The organism is Leptolyngbya sp. FACHB-8, from assembly GCF_014695575.1.
In the GTDB taxonomy this organism is placed as follows: domain Bacteria; phylum Cyanobacteriota; class Cyanobacteriia; order Elainellales; family Elainellaceae; genus Vacuolonema.
Genome location: NZ_JACJOO010000051.1, coordinates 1 through 19,107 on the forward strand (window position 1 = coordinate 1; position 19,107 = coordinate 19,107).

Genomic DNA, 19,107 nt, shown 5'->3' on the forward strand with positions numbered 1-19,107 from the left:
TAATGTGGAAAATGACGGCATTTTTTAGTACAAAACAACTGTGATGTAACCCTTATAGGATAAAGGTTACAGCCTAATTGCACTTTATGACAGCGTCGCTTCAATCAGGCCTATTCGTTCCGGTCAGATTCTTTCTGGGCAGTATAAAGCAGGTGTCTGACACCCCCTACCATTGCCCCAGGAATTTAATCATGCAGCAAGAGACTGTCCGGCTTGCGAAACAGGGCGACCCTAGCGCGATCGCTGCATTGATAAATCAGAGCCTTAGACCAAAGGGCATTGTTGCTAAGGTCGTCAGAAAAAATGATTGCCTACGAATTTTGTTAGATGCTTCCCCACCCCCTGATCAAGTCGCTTCAGTCCGTTTTGTAGAGAGTGGGATTACTAAGCTTGAGATTCCAGGGATTACAACCCTTCAAATTTTGGGGCGGCAAATGGGACAGAGCTTGCCTGCCTGGAACCAGATAATTTTGCTAGGGGATGAGAGCGAGGCTAATCCTTTTCATGAAGAGCATCCATTGGTAGTGGCAATACAGGAAGCTAAGCCAAATTTTACAATCCCAAACTACACCCCTCCGGGCAACAAGGCTTTTGGAGTAGTGTTTGGCATTTTTGGGTTAATTGGAGGCATTGTATTTTTGGCAATTCCCATTATTGGCCTGATTGAAGCGACGCTGTCACCAGATGCAATTAGCCCTAATTCGGAGCCTGAAACAACATAAATTCGTTACTTGGCCGAGGCTAATGTGGAAAATGACGGCATTTTTTAGTACAAAATAACTGTGATGTAACCCTTATAGGATAAAGGTTACAGCCTAATTGCACTTTATGACAGCGTCGCTTCAATCAGGCCAAATAGTGTGGTGCAATGCTGGAGTGGATACCGAGCTAGGGGTGAGCACATTTGCTTCAACAGGGCCACACCCAAATAGTGTGGTGCAATTTTCGTTTCTGGCTTCCGTTTGGGTATTCCTGTAGCTTCAACAGGGCCACACCCAAATAGTGTGGTGCAATATCGCCGCTAATAATTCCTGCTTTTCAGAGCCACTCGCTTCAACAGGGCCACACCCAAATAGTGTGGTGCAATGGTTGGGCGACGGCAGCCGTAACCGCTGTTTCCAGCTTCAACAGGGCCACACCCAAATAGTGTGGTGCAATAGTAATTTTCGTATTGACTATCCACAGTTTGTGGATGCTTCAACAGGGCCACACCCAAATAGTGTGGTGCAATGCTATGGGAAAAGCTGTTGGCAAGGCAATTCTAAGGGGCTTCAACAGGGCCACACCCAAATAGTGTGGTGCAATGTTACGGCGATCGCCTTCCCTACTGGCGGCACTGCTTCAACAGGGCCACACCCAAATAGTGTGGTGCAATGCCAGCTTCCGCCTCTACTGCTGTGGCTACCCAGAGGCTTCAACAGGGCCACACCCAAATAGTGTGGTGCAATGTCGAGAGATGCAGCATCAAAGAGCGTCTCAGGTGGGCTTCAACAGGGCCACACCCAAATAGTGTGGTGCAATGCAGCCACTACAGCAAGCCGCGGCGCAAACATAGCTTCAACAGGGCCACACCCAAATAGTGTGGTGCAATAAAAATGCTGATGGTACTCCCAGTGATTTTTTGAGGCTTCAACAGGGCCACACCCAAATAGTGTGGTGCAATGCTAACACTTCGTTGGCCTTGTCGCAAATGTCTTGGCTTCAACAGGGCCACACCCAAATAGTGTGGTGCAATACAGGGGGGAATGCCGCGATCGCTCGAAAAGTTTCAGCTTCAACAGGGCCACACCCAAATAGTGTGGTGCAATCCAGGGATGTTGATGTTAACCACTCATTCAGGGAAAGCTTCAACAGGGCCACACCCAAATAGTGTGGTGCAATATCGCGCAACTCCTCAAGGCTGACCCCAAGATTTCTAAGCTTCAACAGGGCCACACCCAAATAGTGTGGTGCAATGCTGCACCAATGCCCACCGTGAGAACCGTCTGCCTTGCTTCAACAGGGCCACACCCAAATAGTGTGGTGCAATGATGTCGTACTGCACCCCATTGATCCAAGCTGTATAGCTTCAACAGGGCCACACCCAAATAGTGTGGTGCAATCTCATCTGTGAAGCAGCCCTATCCAAAAACCTCTGGCTTCAACAGGGCCACACCCAAATAGTGTGGTGCAATCAGTTTGCTAAGGGCTTGGCCGTTGCTCAGATGATGGCTTCAACAGGGCCACACCCAAATAGTGTGGTGCAATCGGGAAAGACGCGATTGCTCGGTAATGACCACTAAGCTTCAACAGGGCCACACCCAAATAGTGTGGTGCAATCGCCGATATCATCCCCTCACAATTGATGAGGTGATCGCTTCAACAGGGCCACACCCAAATAGTGTGGTGCAATGAACAGCTTTTGATGGTTTGGAATGAGTTTAAGCCAGCTTCAACAGGGCCACACCCAAATAGTGTGGTGCAATGCTGGTGCGGCTCAGGATCTGCCTGCTTCCTTCCATGCTTCAACAGGGCCACACCCAAATAGTGTGGTGCAATACTTAATTGTTGAGCCCCAAGATGAGGCCGCATATGCTTCAACAGGGCCACACCCAAATAGTGTGGTGCAATGAAGGCGATCGCCTTGCTACGTGGGAGGAGTACATGGCTTCAACAGGGCTACACCCAAATAGTGTGGTGCAATGGCTTCGTATTCGATCAAAACGTCAGCAATCTTTTGCTTCAACAGGGCCACACCCAAATAGTGTGGTGCAATTGGGAGCTGCTGGAAGGCTACATCGAGGGTGAAGCAGCTTCAACAGGGCCACACCCAAATAGTGTGGTGCAATCTGACGGCCCAGGAATGGGAGCGTAGAGCGCGGGTGCTTCAACAGGGCCACACCCAAATAGTGTGGTGCAATGAGGATGAGTCTTACAAAGTAGGGATGGAGAAATGGCTTCAACAGGGCCACACCCAAATAGTGTGGTGCAATTCTCCGAGCAGCAATCAGGTTTTAGGCAAAAGCCCGCTTCAACAGGGCCACACCCAAATAGTGTGGTGCAATGCTCGCCTAGCAAGAAATCAAGAAATGAGAAGTTAAATGCTTCAACAGGGCCACACCCAAATAGTGTGGTGCAATGGTCATCGTTCCAGAGCTTCGGCGCTTTGCTTACGTGCTTCAACAGGGCCACACCCAAATAGTGTGGTGCAATGAGTGCATAGCGGGCGCGGCCTGCCCATTCCTCATGCTTCAACAGGGCCACACCCAAATAGTGTGGTGCAATTTTTAATGGCTGTAGACTGTGTTTTCTGGGAGTCGCTTCAACAGGGCCACACCCAAATAGTGTGGTGCAATGGTGGGTTGCTGAAAAGCTTACTATATGCAATTTTCAAGGTTCGATTGCGCGGATAGCTATCGTTAGCTAATTCTAGCTTTTCTACATGTATGAATTTAACTTCAGAAAAAACATCTAAAGCTTTTGAGCGCAAAGGTTTTAGCCCTTGCGCGAATAGAATTTTTCTAAAATTTCTCAGATTACCCATACTGCAAGGTTTGTGGCTTAGAGAAAAATGGTTTCGTTATTACACCTACTGATTCGCGCCGTAATTAGCAGGTGCAAACACGCCTAAACCAAAATGCGCTGCGTAGCCTAGAGCGATTGGGCCTGTTTGAGGTTCAGCGAATTCTAATTCCAGCCAGTAGCCGCGATCCGACTCCTTTTTCCCTTTGCCGTGATAACGCCGACGCTGAAACGCTTGCCAGCGATGACCACTGAAGCGCTTTCCTGCATCTTCGTTCAAACATCTGACTTTTACCAGTAATTCGCCGTCTTCGCTCTGATACCCTAACCAATTGCCGTAGTCGTCACCTGAATGTTGAACTTCAATGCATCTGTCCAGCGGTAGTTGATGTTTCAGATGGGCGAATAATTGCCGTAGCAGCCGTAGTGCTTGATGCTCCGGTCCATCAATTTGGAATAAGGTGCCAGCAATGTATTTGATGTTGCCCCGGCGATCGCACTTTGGATGACGTGGTAGAACCATTGGCGTGAGAGTTTGCCAACGACAGCTTTTGCTAAGTAATAAAGAAGTTCCTGGCTGTTGGGTTTCACTGCTGTAGTTCTCGGTTTGCCCCAGCGAGACTAAGACAGTTTGTACGTCGAACCCCTCTGTTCCCCAAACCTTCGAAAGTTTATCAAGTGCTCGTATAGCTTGCTCCTCAAAGCCTCCAGCCGCATAAACGATGATGTGACTGATCTCCCCTCTGGAGTTCACTTCAGGCAAGTACCAGGCGTGCTGATGGCCCTCCGCAGGTTTGGGGTTGCCTTCCTCATCTATGTCGTTTGTTTTGCGTCCAACAAAGACAGGATCGGGTTGTCCTGCTAAATCTTTACTCCGTGCCATCAATGCCTGACGGAACCGTTCTCCTAGCGAAACTGCCTCTGTTAGCTTGGGCAGCACGTTTGAGGAAAGCGCGAACCGAGCAAAGTTTGGTTTATCTAAATCATTCGATGGCGATCGCGTAGGCTGGTATTTCGCCTGTTCCAATGTATATGTAACCCAACGGGTTCCCGGAATACCGTTCCAGTTCTGCCCATGTAAATTAGCGACGTCAAGTTCCAACGCTTCCAGGACATCAGCCGGAGCTTTCCATTTTGCTTTGCCCTTCTTCGGTTGGGGGAGAATCGCTAGAGCCGCTTGAAATCCCTCTAATCCCTTTTCGGTCAACGGTGCCAGCACACTCACCCGCTCTGCCCCAGTACTCGCATCTTCATCCTGAAATGGTTTTGCATTACAAGGTTTGTGGGCTTCAGCTATTTGCATTTCAACCCAGGATTCTGCCCTTCCCAGGTAGCTAACCTGGTGGCAAAGCTGCTGAAGTAATTGCTGCTCAGATAGGGTTAAATCTACATCGGCCCACACCACTTGGATAGCTGCATCTTCAGATAATGCCCCGCCTGGTAAAGCGTAGAAGGTGTCAAACACTTTCGTTGTTGTTGCCTTACCCTCCTTTCGGATTGGCATATAGTGCCGGGTATGGGCAGCGGTATGTTGGGGTAACGCGTAGCTAGGTGGATGATTAGCGAGTTTGTTGAGCAACTGGAGCATTAGGGTGCGATCCGGTTGCTCTGGCATCCGGTAGTAGGCCGATACTAGCGCTCGTAGAATGCGCCAGGGTGATGGGGGCCATTCCACCACACCCTCGTTAACCTGATGCTTCCAAGGGGTTGCATGATAGCGGCCTGTGAGAAATTGAATGGAAAGTCCTACGCTCATTTCTTCTTCCCGCTTTCCTCAGCCTGATATTGAACAATGGTGACAGGTGGATCGGCAAAGGCGGATGATGCTGCCGATACCAGACCAGGGAGAGCTTTGGTAAGCTCTGAGGTACTGGGCAGTTCAAACCCTTCGGGGCGTTTGACAGTTATCTTCACTGCCTCCAAATCACAAGCCGTCCGCAGGCGTAGTCCACGGTCGAGGAACCGTTGGATTTTGTAGAGGGCGATCGCAATCAGCAGGTTCTCCAAGTCAATTCCCAGGCGATAGCCACGAATTTGGGCCAAATCCAGGCTGAAGTAAGCGGTGATTTTCTCGGCGGTGTATTCTTCACGGTGATAGGGGATATTTCCGCCGCCCTTCTTAGCGTCAGCCTGGGGATTCACACGGTCATTTTTCACACCGCCAGAGCTAACTATGGCAACGTTGTAGGCTTCAATAAAGCCCGACAGTGCCCGTGCCAGCTTGAACCGTCCTCCGGCAATCTCCTTTTTCGCTAGAAAGATGCCATGCAGAAGGGAGTTGAGGTCGTATCGGGCAAGAACCTGAGCTAGTTTGCGGAAGTCTACGGCTCCTTCTGCTGGGGCATCCAATTCCATGCGTAGTTGGTCGAAAAAGCTCTTGTCTTTGCCTTCCAGAATGTAGAAGGAGTTGAGCCGATGCGCCTCTAGCAGGGAGTTGGTCAGCACCTTGTCATCTTGCTTCACCACTACATAGGGAATACCCTTCAACGGCGCAACGACATCCTCATTCGCGTCGTCCCAAATGCTGCTTTCTAATCGATTGGCAACGCTTTGCGCCGATTCTAGTAGCAACATTTGTGTGTTACTGCTAGGCAGTTGATAGGCTGCGGCTCCCAAGTCTGGAAAGCCTGTGGGTTGAAAGCGAGTGCCTTGTAATGGTGTAAGGCTGGCTTCAATTAACAATCGAGGGTGGTCTTTCAATACAGTAAAGTCCATCATTTACTCCTTGGGGTCATGTTTACGGATCTGTTTCAGTAATCGTGCTAGGTCCAGGTTTGAAATCGGAAAGGCTAACGCAGAGGCAATGCGGAGGGTGCGATCGCGCGGTTCGTACACTCCCTCGCTAAGGGCTGGCTCAAGGCCGCTGGCATACAGCCGTCGAATTGCCAGTTGCGTTGCGGTGTAGCAATCTCCTGCCGCCAACTTTGTCAGTAGGGCTGGCACTCTGGGTAGAGTCAGGTCTTGGCCCAGAATGTAGTGCCCAAAGACCTTTTGACACGCTTCCCTTAAAAGATGACGGTGATGGGTGATGGTTGTGAGCGCATAGGCGGCGGGAATAGGTAGTTCAGGCGGTTCTGATAGTCGAAATGACTTGGATAGATCGACCAGACTTAAGCCACGGGCGATCGCCTCTACTCGCTCATCATTAACGTCGCGGTTAATCCAGCGCACTATGTCATCCAGATCTGTAAACGGCTTATAGAGACTGATGTGTTCAGTAAATTGATTTTCTCGCTCATCTTTCTTTTCCCGCAGTTGCGATTCAATCTCCTCCCTTTTCAGCACAGCGATCAGGTTGCTAGCCAGATCCCCGTTTTCCCAAGTCGTGATGCCGTCCTCGTTATCAGCCCAATCCCAGTAGTAAGGTTGTGTTGGTCGCGCCCGTACCAGGCGTGGACGTAGGTTGTTGCTTGCTAAAGCCAGCCCCAAACGGAACTCGGTTGAGTCGTTTTTACACGCATCAACCCAGCCATGTTTTAGCAGAGGGAGAGGACGCAAGAACTTTTCTTGGGCGAATTTAAGAGAACGATCCAACGCTGCTTCCGCTTCCCCTAGTGCAATCAGTACATTCAGTAGAGTTGCCTTTTTCCGGCTCAGGTCGATAATCGCTGTTTCTAGCTGTCGTTGTGTCCGTTTTATGGAGGCGGGGGCATTGGAGTCCTGAGCAGCCCGTCTAAAACGATCAAGCCAGGGGTCGATTTCGGTGAGCCAATCAACCTGGGGATTGGGCTTGGGTTGAAAGCGATCGAGGGGAATGGCGAAGTAAGATAGCCCGTTACGAACCTGAAAGCTATAACGAACAAATTCATCAATGCCTCGATCTCGCCCAAGGTTGGATACGGCTCTGTAGAAATCTATGCCATAGCGGGCTGTGCGATCACCCACCTTGGCCCGTCCCTCACTGAACAGCAGTTGTAGCTCTTTCAACCCCGTCGGTGCTGACCATAACGGTGTCCACAGTTCTGCCCTGGCTTCGTCTCCTTCAGCGGCGCTGCCGTACCCCACGTTAGAGGGGCGTACTGTGAAGGGGTAAGCAAAACCACCCTGGTCTGACTGCTCATAGCGGCGGGTGGCTCCAGCCGTGAACAACATAATCCCTTCCAGCATCAGCACGAAATCCCAGGGGTTGACTCTGGAATCGGCGTCGTAGCCTGGTGCAGCGTTAGCTCCCCCAGCGGCGATCGGGTTGAATTGCCCAATCTTGCCACTGAAGGGTAGTGCTGGCAGGGTAGCACCAAAAACAGCGGCTTGTAGCAATGCTGCAGCGGTATCATTAGGTTCCCCGGTCGCAAAGTCAATCAACTCCTGCAACTGCTGCATGAATGTGCGGCTAAATTCAAAGTTGCCATCGTTGCCGCCTGTTCCTGTTAATGGAGGAAACTTCAGGTCATCGGATGTCACTAAGGCACAGGTATCTAACCACTTCACCGCTTCATCGGGCAGGGTATTTCGCAACCGCTCCAGCAGTCGCCGTTTTTCGTCTTTCTCTTTGGGTTGAACGGTCAGTCTTAGTGCATTAACCTGCTCTTGAGCCGTGGCAATTGTCTCACCGTAAACTTGGAATCGATCGGTTTTTGCCCTCTGGATAGCGCTGAGTAAGCGTTTTTGAGCCGTATCTTTCGGGTAAAAACCCGTGCTGCCGTTCCACGGAGCAACCAGGGGTGTTGGCTTGTAACGATGCAGAAAGAACGTTTCCAGGTCATCCTGAGTCAGGTTTGTGACCAGAATAAAGGCATCGTTGTGCCAATAACCTTTTGCTTGAGGGTCTTGCTTCTGTTCAACGACGAGACGCAAAACACCCAATGCCTTAAGGTAGTTGGACAACGGTTCTGGGGTGCAGCCTTTCAGAGTAATGGTTTCAGGCATCCGTCTTCTCCAAAATGTGAGGAGCATATCGGGCAGAGCCGCGCCAATCTGCAATCCGGATCAACGTTTCCAGAAATGCCAGTTTGAAGGGGCCGTATTCCTCCAGAAGGGCGATCGCCTGAGCCGCCCATGATTCCCCATGCTCCCCATCTCCCATGCCTATACAGTCCAGAGAAAGCTCCTGGCTCTTGATGCTTAAACCTCCTCCCAGGTCGATTTCGGGAAGTTGCTCGTGAACGCGGTCGCCATGATGCACGCCCAAGGCAAACCGTTCGACCCCAATTACCTTTTCTGTAGGACGGGGTTGAATGGTCATGCGAACTTTTCCGTGGTGACAAGCCACCAGGTAGCACAGCAGAAAATCTTGCTGCTCTTGCAATGCCAGCAGCGCACTGACTAATTCATGGCGGAATCCGCGCCGCTCGTGAGGTAAGTTGCAGCGATCGTCTGGGTTCTTGAAGTCGTGGTCTGACTTTGCCCACAATGTCTCGCCCACCTGTTCAGGGCGGTTATGTGTTAGCACTTTTTGAAAGATTGGGTGCGCTTTCCCGGCATCATGCCAGTGTCCTGCTCGAATCAAAATCTCAGCGGGCAGATCGAGAACTGAAAACTCCTTACAGAGGGTTTCCACTTCCTCTGCAACATCCTGGGAATGTACCGACAGTTGGACAAACTTCGTCGCTCCCTGACTTAAATTGTCTCGTTCGTCCTGGTCGGGGGCTATCCACTCATCGAGCGGAACGGCTGGAGTTTGGGGTGTGGTGCCTGTGAAGCCTAAAACAGGGTCATAGCCACCAGCAGAACAGTGCAGCAGCAGCGTCATGCCAGGATAAAGGGTTGTGGCTTCCTGCCAACCACGTAAGCCATCTCGCACCCAGGCTTTCTGGTTTTTGAGTTTGCTAAAAAACTCTCTGGCTCTGCCAATGCTGACGCGGCAAAGTTCCTGCTGCTGAATAGCACTCATATCTGCAGGTGGTTTATCATCAGTCCACTCCCGCCATGCGATCGCCACATTCGTTTCATCGGCTTCTCGAATGAAAGATGAGATGTCGATGTCATGCCCTGCCAAGTCGGTTGAGGTATCAAACAGTTGCAACAAATCATGTTGGCGTGGAATTAGTCCCTCAATCTCTTCCTTCGGTGCTGGAATATTTTTCAGAGCCTCCGGTCCAACCTGTTCCAGGTTTTCTAGGAGCGATCGCGCTGTTTCAAGCTGTTCAGGGTTATAGGGACTTGCACCCTTCTTCAAGTCAGGAATATCAATCCAGTAAACCGTTGCGGTATCAGAACATTCCCCGTAACGATTGCAGCGCCCAAACCGCTGCACCAGCGATGACCAGGGAGCTAGTTCTGTGAATAGTGTTTGAGCAGAAATATCAACCCCGGCTTCGATCGCCTGAGTCGCTATCAGTATGCCTGAAAACTTTCCTTCTCTTAGCTTCTGGTTGAGAGCCAGTCGTTCTGCCGCTCGAAAGCGTGAATGAATTAGCGTTAATTCTTCGCTGGTTTGCTTTTGCAACACCTTGTAGAGTTCTTGGGCACGACTGACCCGATTGCAAATTACCAGCGTCATAGTACCCGGTTGGTGAGCAGCAACTGTCTCTTTTGCCAATGCCTTTGTATAGTCAGTCTCTTTTCCCGCGCACTCCGTTTCTGCCTTCACCAGCCGTTTCTGTGACTGCATCCGATCATTCAGCTTCTTGTTCTGATAATCGGCATCGGTAAGTGCGTGGGCCTGACTCAGAGCAGGCTTGTAGTTAACTGTTCGTAGGAGTTCTGGGTCAAGAGTTGCGCTCATCCAGAGCGAACGGGTGCTTCCGTAGGTTCCAAATAATTCCCGAAACCCTTGCAGTTGGGCCGTTGTTCGGAGTCCAGCACCCATCAACTGCACCTCATCCATCACCCACTGGCAGTCGTTATTCAGTAGGGCAAAGTGAATTGGCCACTTGTAGCGACTCATGCCGTATCCCCGGTTCAATACGCGACTGAGCAGCTGATCCTGCGTGCCGATGAGCACACAATCCTTCTCTGGGTGGGCTTCCCAACGGGGGCTCACCACCCCACCCATCAACTTATGCAGTCCAATTTCGTCGCTCAATCCTGCTCGTTCTAGCCAACCTTCTACTTCGGCATAGGTTTGTTCAACCAGTGTTCGCATGGGCAGGCAGTAGACCAGGCGGCGAGGTGTTCGCTGACGCGTTCCTTCATCAACATAGCGTCTACGCCAGAGCCAGCTAAGGACGGCAGCGGCAGTCTTGCCTGCTCCGGTTGGTACGTTTAGCAGTATTGGTAATTCTGGTACTGTTGCCAATCGCTCTTGGTATGGGAACGGCGGCTTTTGCGTGATCGCAGCGAACCATTCAGCGAAGTTTTGCATGACAAAGTAGCCGCGATACAGCGGTTTTATAATTCGTCAGGAGTTGTGAGTAATTCCAGACAATAAAGGTAAACGTATCTGCTAGCCGTTTTGAAATCGGCTTATTTACAGCAGTAGTAGAATTGTTCTTATCAAGATACTCTGTGATAAATTGAGCGTCAATAAGTTTTCGCTAAACGTTCAAAACGTTTTATATTACTTAAACCTATAAGTATGAATGATGTAATTTTGCTGTAATGTTTTCACTCTTTCCCTGTTTTTTCACGTATAGCGACAGAGTTATTTGTAGTTGGAGTGATTGAAGCGTAGCTGTTATAGAACGTAATTAGGCTAAAACCCTTCGTCAGGGCCAGTAATTTTAGCTTGTTCTATTACCTGTACTGCCCTAACAGGCTCCCATGTGCATCAACCTAACGCAGGTAAGTTTTACAAGAGCAGGTATTTTGCTTAAGCAATTAATCGATTAACTAGCTAATTGCTTAATTGGCCTGATTGAAGCGACGCTGTCACCAGATGCAATTAGCCCTAATTCGGAGCCTGAAACAACATAAATTCGTTACTTGGCCGAGGCTAATGTGGAAAATGACGGCATTTTTTAGTACAAAATAACTGTGATGTAACCCTTATAGGATAAAGGTTACAGCCTAATTGCACTTTATGACAGCGTCGCTTCAATCAGGCCATCAAGGCAGAGTTAGAAGACATCGGCGGGGAAGCATACCGGGATTGCTGGTTAGACTCCACACCCGGCCGCACGGGCAAAAAGCACTACACGCGGCTGCGGTGGTTCATTGACGTGGCAACCAAGAAAAAGGGCTGTAGGACGCTGCGAGGGGATGAAGTGGGCAGAGCAACGAGGGCGATCGCACTCTGGTCAGAGCTGACCCAGTTGGAAGTTGACCTGGCTCGCGTCGGTGAGGAGCTGGGGAAAGTTGCGGTAATGGCAGCAAGGTTAGGTCTGGAGGTGGCATTAAGTCAGAATTACCTGAGATAGGTGACAAATTGCTGATTTGATGGCAATTGTAGAGCTAGCTCTTTCTTTAATAGAGTGATAAGCCATAATGCACACGGAATCAGAACTCAAGCTAAAAGCGAAATTGCTAACAATTCGCTCGTCTCTCAGGCAAGACGATGCCGAACACCTGGTTCGCCTGGCGAAAGGAAGTGATGTCTTATTGAATGAGTGCCTGGAGCTAGAAAAAAGCGGTGTAGGTTTTTCATACATTAGCGAATGGCTGGAGGCAAAGACAGGGCAAAAAGAGACAGGCTCCCAAGCTTATTCCTTCTGCGAGGCGGTTCTGAATCTAGCACTGGTTGGCAACCGTAATGCTAATAAAAAACCTCGCGCCATCTGAGGGGGACGCGAGGCATCGTTGTTATCTGCAGAATTTTTACATGAGGGTCAAGGGAAACAACTCTACCCGAAGTGCGATCGCCCTCACAGTGCCCTCCCCCTACACTCCGTCTGCGTCGCCTGCGGGTCAATCTTTCCGAATGTTTGATTCCCAGATATGCCGGGGATATGGGGGCGAGGGTCTACCTTTCCTTGCCCCAAGTCCATCTCGAAGTGAATGTGTGGGCCGGTGCTGTTGCCCGTGCTACCCATGAGCGCAATAACATCGCCCTGGCTTACCCGTTGCCCCGCTGACACCTTCAGTTCGCTGTTATGGGCGTAGAGCGTCTGTGAGCCGTCATCGTGTTTCAGGATGACCAGATTTCCAAACCCGCCATTGTTCCACCCAGCTTCCTCCACTAAGCCCCCCTTAGCGGCCAGGATGGGCGTCCCTGTTGGCCCTGCTAAATCAATTCCGTAATGGCAGGAACGGTATTGCTTCAATGGGTGGACACGGTAGCCAAACCCACTGGTGAAGGTGGCACCGGGAGCCGGGTTGATCCATCCCTCGTTGCTGGTCGATGTGTGGGCGATCGCCTGATACTTCTGCAATGCCTCGTTGTACTTCGCAACCAGAGCAGATGCGGCTTTTTGCGGTTGCCCGTAGTCATTGCAAGGCATGGATGCCCACACAGGGCCAATCTTGCAGAAGGCATCCTCAATCCGGCCTTCTGCCAGCATTGCGGGAATGCCGTTTTGCTTGAGGATTTCAGCAGCAGCTCTGTCCTGCGATTCGGGAGAGAAGTCTTTCAGCCCTAACCGTTGTGCGTACCCATCCCATGTGGTGCTGAGAAACTGATAGCGGCCTGCTGCATCACTGCAAAGCCTGCCAGAGCAGAGGATTTGCCGGGGGTGGTCACCGAAGTTGGAGAACTGTGCTCCGGTGAATTGAATCTTGTAGCCTGCCTCGCTACTCGTTCCTTCTGCCCAGGCGATCGCATCCAAAAACGCTTTCAGCTTCACATCTTCAGTGGGAGTTGCGGCCTGGGCTGCATTGCTGTCTGCCTTGCCACCATTCCCGCAGAAGTTGAAGGGTACAGCGTGCTTTGCCCATCCTGGTAATTCAGGGCAAAGATCCTGCTTCACAACATCGGCAGACTTTGCCCCAAAAGCCAGTACAAGGCAGACCCCACAAAGAATGGCGTCATTGATAAGGGTCTGCCAGGAAACGGCATCCTCGACATTCCTTACAGTTTGTTCGGTGCGCTTGGTGGTGCGCTCGATCTTGTCGAGTCTCCGGTTGATGGTGGCGAGGCCACTGGAGAGCTCGGCGCGGATCTCTGCAAGTTGGGAATCGAGGTCTGCCATTTCTCAACCCTGTCTGGAATTGCTACTCGGGCGATCGCAAATGCGGTGAGGCCAATCATGATCAGCCTCATGCTGTTGATGAGGGCTGTCATACGCCCCCCTTCGGCTGCTGGGGAGGTTGAGCGGCTGGAGGTGCAGGATTTTGCCAGTTGGCAGGCTGTCGGGTAATGATTTCTTGCACCGTTTCAAACAGGTTTACCAACAGGCCATTAACGTCGATAGAGCGGTCTGCGATGGACTTTGAGAACCAGGGGAACAGGATAATCAGGATTGCGAGGGAACCGAGTAATGATTTCATGGGATGTCTCCTAAGGGACTAAGGTTTACTGCGCGATTTGTAATGCAGTGATACAGTCGCCGCGAGGTGCAGTAAATTTGGGGCGATCGCCCAAAGCTTTACGCCTCCGACACCTCAAGCGACGGGTCTAGATCAGAACACTGCGTACCGCCCTGATCTTGGGGGTCTGATTTTTCGGGTTGTAGTTTCGTGGCGAGCGCTTCACAGCGGCGGCGGAAGATCATGTAACGCGGGTTAGTCGTACGCTGGTCACGTTGTTGTTGTCCCGCCATCGCCCAAAACTCAGTGGGCACTACGGGCCGTTGTCCCTGACTCACCCGCTCGGCCATGCGGAGGGCAATCTTGCCCTCCAATTCAGGCGTCCAGATTTCATCCACCCATTGCTCATCGGGGTCGATGGGTTCACCCGTCGCCACATACTCAACTGGGTTGAGTTCAAGCTGAGGAATTGCCTTCACCGTCAGTTGCTTATCGCTGTAGGTGACACAGGGACGTAGGCCGCGAATTGTTTTGGGCAGTGCCCCGATCCGGTTGATAACCTCTTGCACCTGGCGCGGCTGCGGGTCGATGTTGTCGTAATTGCGCGGGGATTGGGATGCCCGGAACAATAGAACGACTTCCATCTTTCGTAGCAGGGCACGGGGTAAACCTGTCATGCCCACCGATAGGTCATGCAGACCCAGCACGAACACCACCTCACCTTGCTTGATGCCGCGATCGCAGATATTCCGCAACGCCTTAATGATGTGCTCCTGCTGATCCTCGTCGAGGGTATCCCAGTAGGAACACCACTCATCGATCGCCAGTAGGATCGGCTTGTATTTGGGTCGGGGGGCACCAGTCTTAACTGCTTGCGCGGTAGACTTTGCCCGCTGGTCTACCGTGTCACTCACATAGAAAATGGCGTTGGTAATTTCGGCGGGTTCAATCAGCACCACGTTCCCAACGGGTAAGCCTCCCCAGGTGTTCGGCTCTGTCCCTTCGTGAGAACTGCCGTAGTCGATGTCACCTATTAGCACTTCACCGTCGGGGTGGGTTTCTAAGAAGCGCTGCACTCTCCAATTGAGTAGGAAGCTTTTACCATCGCGGCTTTCCCCACAGATGACGGCAGAACGCTTTTCAAATCCCTGGAACCAATCAGTAGTAAGCCCTTGGGCTGCAATGAAAGATTCTGCAAGGCGATCGCCCATCGGCAGTTGCTTCAGGGCAGAGATCACGATTTGGTTCTTTTGGGTTTCAACGTATCGGGTAGCAGGGGAGGCGATCGCCCCCATCTCACCGATGGCATCCTGGCCCCAATCAAACGAACCCTTTACGACCTGGTCATAGGTCAGTGACTTAGATTTGCGGAGGGCTTCACCGGCACACCATGCACCGATGCCCCCAATCCAACCCCAGGCACTACTAGCCTGGATGCAAAGCGCCATGGAGCCACCGAACATAGCGCTAATAATCAAACACTCAGCCTTCGGCAGAGTCTTGCTGCTGCTGTCCATTGCTGGGGTAAACCTCGTTGTATTTCTGCAAAATTTGGGCGGGATTCACGCCGGGGGTAGCATCGACCGCGATACCCCCACTAACGAGCCAATGCTGAGCCAGAGCGCAGGCTGCGAGCTCGGCTGAGCGATTTAGGAACTGGCTGTACTGGTCTGCCTCACCCGTCAGCGTCCCAAAGGTGTTCTTGAGATATGCCACATCACCCGCGACCGCTCGGCAATGCTTCTCTATCCAGGCGATCGCCTCTGTCTGTTCCTGCGCTCTGCGGAACAACTCCACAGCCCGAGCGTTGACCGCTTGCCGGGTGCCATCATCGAACGTGGTACGAGCCAGGTCGAGGTAAGGCGTGGAAGGTGCATTTAGGGCAGGGGCGGGCGTATCCATCGGAGCGGTAGCCTGGGCTTGGTTCTCGTTGGAGGGTGGAGCCGATAGGCCACGCACCAACAGCACAGTGATGAAGGCCAGAGCAGGGGCAGCACTCAACCATTTAAGATTCATGGCGCTCTGCCTCCTGAAGAATCGCAGACCACTGTTGCAACTCGGATTCTGTCAGCACCTCTTGGGAAAGTTTGCGGCGGGCAAGGGCTGCAAGGGTGCGGCGTTCGTTGCGAGGGGGTTCTGGGGAAAGGATGATCCCGATCGCGGTGAATACCGCGACGGTAAGGGCCAGGTGGGGGAGAAGGGTGAAGACTTCCCCTGTGTACTTGTTCCACTCGGCACTCTCAACCCGATAGGCGCGGTTGAGTTGGGTGAACCGGGAATGCAGAGCGTAGTTAAGGCCCGCGATCGCCCCCACCACAGAAGCGGTGATAATTACAGCCGATGCGGGTTGTATCAATCGTTGAAATCGTTTCATATTGGAGGAGTCTCCTTTCATGGGGGACAGGGGGGCGATCAGCAGGTGTGGTAATTTGACTGATCGCTTCCTTTCACTTGTTGCCAAGCTTTTGATTCAGTTGGAGCAACTTGATCAGTGATTTGTCAGTGGTGAGAACCTGCCGCAGCTTTGGGTTCTGCTCTGTGTTCATCGCCAGAACAATGGCGGAAGCCAGATCGGAGTGATTGCGGAACGTGTAACCGTGGGCAGCCTCCAACCGAATAGCAATGCAGTCGTTGCAATGGTTTAAGTCTCGGTTTCGTCCACCCCCACCGATGCCGCTAACAAAAAAGGTTTGATTGGGTGGAGTGCCAGTTACGGCGCGGATCAAGCGGTCTAACATCGTGAGTTCCTTACAGGATTGCGGTAACGGGTAACGGGTCTGTGCGCTCGGCACCGTAGCAAAAAACTTTAGTTACAACGATGAAAGTCTTACCGTCTCTCTCTTCCAGGCGATCGCCAAAGTCAGGGCGATAAAACATTCCTTCCAGCGACACCCACCCATGCGGGGCGGCAGTATCGGGGCGGGCTTCATAGTGCGTTGGGTGACTCATTGCTGTGTTGCTCCTGTTGGATAACGGGTTGTTGTTGCGGTGATGCACCCATGCCATTGAGGGCGATCGCGGCCCCCACTCCAATCAGGATTGCGACGAGGATTGCTCCTGCGGTGTTGGTGTTGGCGCGGGTTGAGTGAACTGTTGCAACTTTCCCAGTTCGCTTTGCAGACCCAAAGTTTCGGCACTTAGGGAAGAATCAAGGTTTTGTGTTTGGAGTTGATAGAGACGCGCTTCCAGTTCCAACTTCTGACGCTTGGCTTCAATTGCAGCCTTAGCTTGCTTTGTGGCTTCCAACCGGGCGGCTCGAGCTTCCAGGTCTTGCTGCATCGCCACTTGCAGAACATCGGCATCCTGAAGGAACGCGGCAGCCACAGCCAACGGATCATCAAACTGGATGGCCTCACCCGTGCGGAGTCCTTCTAGGCTGTAGCGTTGGGGCAGTTGGGGGGCACTTAAAACAATCTTGTGATTCCCGGAATCCACAACAGTTGTGGGTGAGAGCGGGGTTTCTTCTTGCTGCTTCGACTGCAAATCAAATTCATGGCGCAACTGCTCCACCATGGAGGGCGTGAGCCCATCAGAAACATCAAAATTCAATTCTTGGCAGCGCACATATACAGAAGACTTGGGGAGGCTGTTGTCTTTGCAAAACTTGCTTAGTGAAGTGTTCATAGGTCAATCCTTGAAATCTTTGCCAGAACTATGTGAACAACTGTGAACGGGCTGTGAACGTGATTCCGCCGTGAAACCCTAGTTCTTATGCTGTCTATGACCCGTTCATGACTGGTCATGATCTAGATAATGAACTATCATTAATGAGAAGTCAAGGATGGGATAATGATCGATGCATGATACTGAAGTAAGATCAGGGCAACAGTTGGATCTGGAGCCTATGGACTGGTCGAAGGTGAAATTGCCCACACCAAAGAACTCCCGCCCGCAGGTGGGGGAGCTGGGGACGTTGGATTATTGGAAGTTGGTTATTGCTTCCAAGTTGGTGAAAAAATCTCTTGCTGCCATGCTCCAGTCAGCGGCTTACAACTACCTAGCTAGTAATTGGGAAGAGCACGAACGGCGCTTAATGGTTGAAGCTCAAAGCCAGGGGAAAAGCCCCGAAAAGCTATTCATGGAAATGATTGAGGAGGATACAAAGTAGCTTATGGCTTCAGTTACAAGAGAAGAATTTGAAACGGTCAAAGAGCTGCTGGGTAGTGCAGCCCGGTACGCTGAATCAGCCAATCGCGGGGTTGAGCGGCTGCAAATGGCGCAGGAAAACACCCAAATGCAGATCAGCTTACTGGCCCAATCTCAACGGCTAACAGATCAACGACTGGAAGCCCTCGCAGCTCAGGCGCAGAAAACCGAGCAACGGTTGGAATCCTTTATCAGTGAAACCCAACGGTTGCTCACAGGGCAGGCTGAAAGGCTGGCTCAACTGGAAGTTATTGCTGATCGGTTAGCGGGCGTTCTGGCTTACCTTACTCGCAAAGATGACCAGGGGCAGGGCGGCAGTAATTAGATTTAGCTAGTCTTCCAAATCCAACTAGAACAGGTTTACTCTAAAAGCAGATTTAGGAGGTGATGCAAGGATGGGAGCGATCGCGGTACCACAGGGTGAACATGAACCTGAATGGTTTTCAGTTTTCTCTGAGTTATCAGAAGTTTCGGCGGCAGAGTCAAGTGTGTGTATTGGAGGGGAAGAAAGAATTGTTTCTATTCCTAATCTGCGCTTCCGAGAAATGGTAAACCGCTTTTGGGGAATAAGCATTGATATGCCGAAAATGAGCAGGGATCTCAAAAAAGAGGTTGAACACGGGGGAGCTTTATTGTCTAGCCTTGCTTCCCTAGTAGGGGCAGTATGGCAGAAAGAGCTAAGTCTTCCTTATTTGCATCCAGCATTCTGGTTCAGGGATATTTACCTAGAAGCTGAAGCGATTGCCCCTCTCCGTTTTGTGGATTGGAACGCCTCGACATTAAAAGAATCTGTTGAGTTAAAGAAAGACAAGCTTTTCAAGCAGTCAAGGAAGGCAACCACAGCGCTAGAAAACTATAAAAACCCTTTTGAGCGCCCTGCGACAAAAAAGCTCTTTGATAGAGCGATCACTTACGCAGAGCAATCAGTTCAAAGAAAAGGGCAGATTGGGGCCTCCACTAGTTTTGACAGAAACAGCTATCAGCCTTACATCAAAACTCGCGCTGCTATTTTGCAGTGGTGGGATAGATCTGGAGCTTTATTTGCATACCAAGGAGGAACAGCATATGTCTCCATCCCCAGAAGAGGATGGGTCCCTATTAATCCCGAAAAAGACGCTCGGGGATTATTTGGTTTCTGAAACCCTTTCAGCGGAGGGGTTTAGCACACCTTCACCCGTTTCACGATTTCAAAGGAGTTCTAGCCTAATCTTAAAAGTAAGACGATCGCAAGCGCCATCC

Annotated in this window: 18 protein-coding genes and 1 CRISPR repeat array; of the genes, 6 read left to right on the top strand and 12 right to left on the bottom strand. The window is 51.3% G+C overall.

Annotation, left to right across the window (positions count from 1 at the left end; all coding sequences use genetic code 11):
- Positions 1 to 191 precede the first annotated feature (191 nt).
- Positions 192 to 722 carry a hypothetical protein gene (locus H6F91_RS11870; RefSeq protein ID WP_190789329.1) on the top strand — a complete coding sequence of 177 codons (531 nt, stop codon included), beginning with the start codon at positions 192 to 194 and terminating at the stop codon, positions 720 to 722.
- 111 nt (positions 723 to 833) lie between these two features.
- Positions 834 to 3,335: direct repeats of the CRISPR family, unit length 37 nt; unit sequence GCTTCAACAGGGCCACACCCAAATAGTGTGGTGCAAT.
- 233 nt (positions 3,336 to 3,568) lie between these two features.
- Here the strand turns inward: H6F91_RS11870 and csb2 are convergent.
- Genes csb2 through cas3 form a run of 4 tightly spaced genes read right to left on the bottom strand, consistent with a single transcriptional unit; the run spans position 3,569 to position 10,744 of the window.
- On the bottom strand, positions 3,569 to 5,257 hold the full coding sequence (csb2, locus tag H6F91_RS11875; RefSeq protein ID WP_190789330.1) for a type I-U CRISPR-associated protein Csb2: 1,689 nt from the start codon (positions 5,255 to 5,257) through the stop codon (positions 3,569 to 3,571).
- Entirely contained in the window at positions 5,254 to 6,216 is a 963-nt protein-coding gene (cas7u, locus tag H6F91_RS11880; protein WP_190789368.1) for a type I-U CRISPR-associated RAMP protein Csb1/Cas7u, read from the bottom strand. Before cas7u ends, csb2 begins: the two co-directional genes overlap by 4 nt.
- 3 nt (positions 6,217 to 6,219) lie before the next feature.
- Entirely contained in the window at positions 6,220 to 8,367 is a 2,148-nt protein-coding gene (csx17, locus tag H6F91_RS11885) for a type I-U CRISPR-associated protein Csx17 (RefSeq protein ID WP_190789331.1), read from the bottom strand.
- Positions 8,360 to 10,744 carry a CRISPR-associated helicase Cas3' gene (gene cas3, locus H6F91_RS11890; protein WP_190789332.1) on the bottom strand — a complete coding sequence of 795 codons (2,385 nt, stop codon included), beginning with the start codon at positions 10,742 to 10,744 and terminating at the stop codon, positions 8,360 to 8,362. The genes csx17 and cas3 overlap by 8 nt, the downstream gene beginning before the upstream one ends.
- Before the next feature lie 796 nt (positions 10,745 to 11,540).
- On the opposite strand from cas3, the gene H6F91_RS11895 reads away from it, so the two are divergent.
- Positions 11,541 to 11,738: a hypothetical protein gene (locus tag H6F91_RS11895; RefSeq protein WP_190789333.1), complete on the top strand. Its 198-nt coding sequence runs from the start codon at positions 11,541 to 11,543 to the stop codon at positions 11,736 to 11,738.
- A gap of 67 nt (positions 11,739 to 11,805) precedes the next feature.
- Positions 11,806 to 12,099, top strand: a complete 294-nt coding sequence (locus tag H6F91_RS11900) for a hypothetical protein (RefSeq protein WP_190789334.1) — start codon at positions 11,806 to 11,808, stop codon at positions 12,097 to 12,099.
- 83 nt (positions 12,100 to 12,182) lie between these two features.
- Here the strand turns inward: H6F91_RS11900 and H6F91_RS27900 are convergent, their stop codons facing one another.
- The 8 genes from H6F91_RS27900 to H6F91_RS11945 form a co-directional block, all read right to left on the bottom strand.
- Positions 12,183 to 13,445 carry a peptidoglycan DD-metalloendopeptidase family protein gene (locus H6F91_RS27900; protein WP_242035752.1) on the bottom strand — a complete coding sequence of 421 codons (1,263 nt, stop codon included), beginning with the start codon at positions 13,443 to 13,445 and terminating at the stop codon, positions 12,183 to 12,185.
- A gap of 88 nt (positions 13,446 to 13,533) precedes the next feature.
- Positions 13,534 to 13,743, bottom strand: coding sequence for a hypothetical protein (locus tag H6F91_RS11915; RefSeq protein ID WP_190789335.1), 210 nt, complete (start codon positions 13,741 to 13,743; stop codon positions 13,534 to 13,536).
- Between the two features lie 98 nt (positions 13,744 to 13,841).
- On the bottom strand, positions 13,842 to 15,170 hold the full coding sequence (locus H6F91_RS11920) for a hypothetical protein (protein ID WP_206754929.1): 1,329 nt from the start codon (positions 15,168 to 15,170) through the stop codon (positions 13,842 to 13,844).
- A 34-nt stretch (positions 15,171 to 15,204) separates the two neighbouring features.
- Positions 15,205 to 15,738, bottom strand: a complete 534-nt coding sequence (locus tag H6F91_RS11925) for a hypothetical protein (RefSeq protein ID WP_190789337.1) — start codon at positions 15,736 to 15,738, stop codon at positions 15,205 to 15,207.
- Positions 15,728 to 16,096: a hypothetical protein gene (locus H6F91_RS11930; protein WP_190789338.1), complete on the bottom strand. Its 369-nt coding sequence runs from the start codon at positions 16,094 to 16,096 to the stop codon at positions 15,728 to 15,730. Before H6F91_RS11930 ends, H6F91_RS11925 begins: the two co-directional genes overlap by 11 nt.
- 73 nt (positions 16,097 to 16,169) lie before the next feature.
- Positions 16,170 to 16,460: a hypothetical protein gene (locus H6F91_RS11935; protein WP_190789339.1), complete on the bottom strand. Its 291-nt coding sequence runs from the start codon at positions 16,458 to 16,460 to the stop codon at positions 16,170 to 16,172.
- A gap of 10 nt (positions 16,461 to 16,470) precedes the next feature.
- Positions 16,471 to 16,671 (bottom strand): hypothetical protein, encoded by a 201-nt coding sequence (locus H6F91_RS11940; RefSeq protein ID WP_190789340.1) that lies wholly within the window; start codon positions 16,669 to 16,671, stop codon positions 16,471 to 16,473.
- An 84-nt stretch (positions 16,672 to 16,755) separates the two neighbouring features.
- Positions 16,756 to 17,346, bottom strand: a complete 591-nt coding sequence (locus H6F91_RS11945) for a hypothetical protein (protein WP_190789341.1) — start codon at positions 17,344 to 17,346, stop codon at positions 16,756 to 16,758.
- A gap of 172 nt (positions 17,347 to 17,518) precedes the next feature.
- Between H6F91_RS11945 and H6F91_RS11950 the strand changes: the two genes are divergently transcribed.
- The 3 genes from H6F91_RS11950 to H6F91_RS11960 all read left to right on the top strand — a co-directional run bounded on the left by H6F91_RS11950 (position 17,519) and on the right by H6F91_RS11960 (position 19,007).
- Positions 17,519 to 17,830: a hypothetical protein gene (locus H6F91_RS11950; protein WP_206754930.1), complete on the top strand. Its 312-nt coding sequence runs from the start codon at positions 17,519 to 17,521 to the stop codon at positions 17,828 to 17,830.
- Between the two features lie 3 nt (positions 17,831 to 17,833).
- A complete protein-coding gene (locus tag H6F91_RS11955; protein ID WP_190789343.1) occupies positions 17,834 to 18,193 on the top strand; it encodes a hypothetical protein in 360 nt (119 codons plus the stop codon).
- 70 nt (positions 18,194 to 18,263) lie between these two features.
- Positions 18,264 to 19,007: a hypothetical protein gene (locus H6F91_RS11960; protein WP_190789344.1), complete on the top strand. Its 744-nt coding sequence runs from the start codon at positions 18,264 to 18,266 to the stop codon at positions 19,005 to 19,007.
- Positions 19,008 to 19,107: the final 100 nt, after the last annotated feature.

Bases quoted from the DNA above. Each gene is read 5' to 3' on its own strand.
- H6F91_RS11870 (WP_190789329.1), top strand. From the start codon at position 192: ATGCAGCAAGAGACTGTCCGGCTTGCGAAACAGGGCGACCCTAGCGCG.
- csb2 (WP_190789330.1), bottom strand. From the start codon at position 5,257: ATGAGCGTAGGACTTTCCATTCAATTTCTCACAGGCCGCTATCATGCA.
- cas7u (WP_190789368.1), bottom strand. From the start codon at position 6,216: ATGGACTTTACTGTATTGAAAGACCACCCTCGATTGTTAATTGAAGCC.
- csx17 (WP_190789331.1), bottom strand. From the start codon at position 8,367: ATGCCTGAAACCATTACTCTGAAAGGCTGCACCCCAGAACCGTTGTCC.
- cas3 (WP_190789332.1), bottom strand. From the start codon at position 10,744: ATGCAAAACTTCGCTGAATGGTTCGCTGCGATCACGCAAAAGCCGCCG.
- H6F91_RS11900 (WP_190789334.1), top strand. From the start codon at position 11,806: ATGCACACGGAATCAGAACTCAAGCTAAAAGCGAAATTGCTAACAATT.
- H6F91_RS27900 (WP_242035752.1), bottom strand. From the start codon at position 13,445: ATGGCAGACCTCGATTCCCAACTTGCAGAGATCCGCGCCGAGCTCTCC.
- H6F91_RS11915 (WP_190789335.1), bottom strand. From the start codon at position 13,743: ATGAAATCATTACTCGGTTCCCTCGCAATCCTGATTATCCTGTTCCCC.
- H6F91_RS11920 (WP_206754929.1), bottom strand. From the start codon at position 15,170: ATGGCGCTTTGCATCCAGGCTAGTAGTGCCTGGGGTTGGATTGGGGGC.
- H6F91_RS11925 (WP_190789337.1), bottom strand. From the start codon at position 15,738: ATGAATCTTAAATGGTTGAGTGCTGCCCCTGCTCTGGCCTTCATCACT.
- H6F91_RS11930 (WP_190789338.1), bottom strand. From the start codon at position 16,096: ATGAAACGATTTCAACGATTGATACAACCCGCATCGGCTGTAATTATC.
- H6F91_RS11935 (WP_190789339.1), bottom strand. From the start codon at position 16,460: ATGTTAGACCGCTTGATCCGCGCCGTAACTGGCACTCCACCCAATCAA.
- H6F91_RS11940 (WP_190789340.1), bottom strand. From the start codon at position 16,671: ATGAGTCACCCAACGCACTATGAAGCCCGCCCCGATACTGCCGCCCCG.
- H6F91_RS11945 (WP_190789341.1), bottom strand. From the start codon at position 17,346: ATGAACACTTCACTAAGCAAGTTTTGCAAAGACAACAGCCTCCCCAAG.
- H6F91_RS11950 (WP_206754930.1), top strand. From the start codon at position 17,519: ATGCATGATACTGAAGTAAGATCAGGGCAACAGTTGGATCTGGAGCCT.
- H6F91_RS11955 (WP_190789343.1), top strand. From the start codon at position 17,834: ATGGCTTCAGTTACAAGAGAAGAATTTGAAACGGTCAAAGAGCTGCTG.
- H6F91_RS11960 (WP_190789344.1), top strand. From the start codon at position 18,264: ATGGGAGCGATCGCGGTACCACAGGGTGAACATGAACCTGAATGGTTT.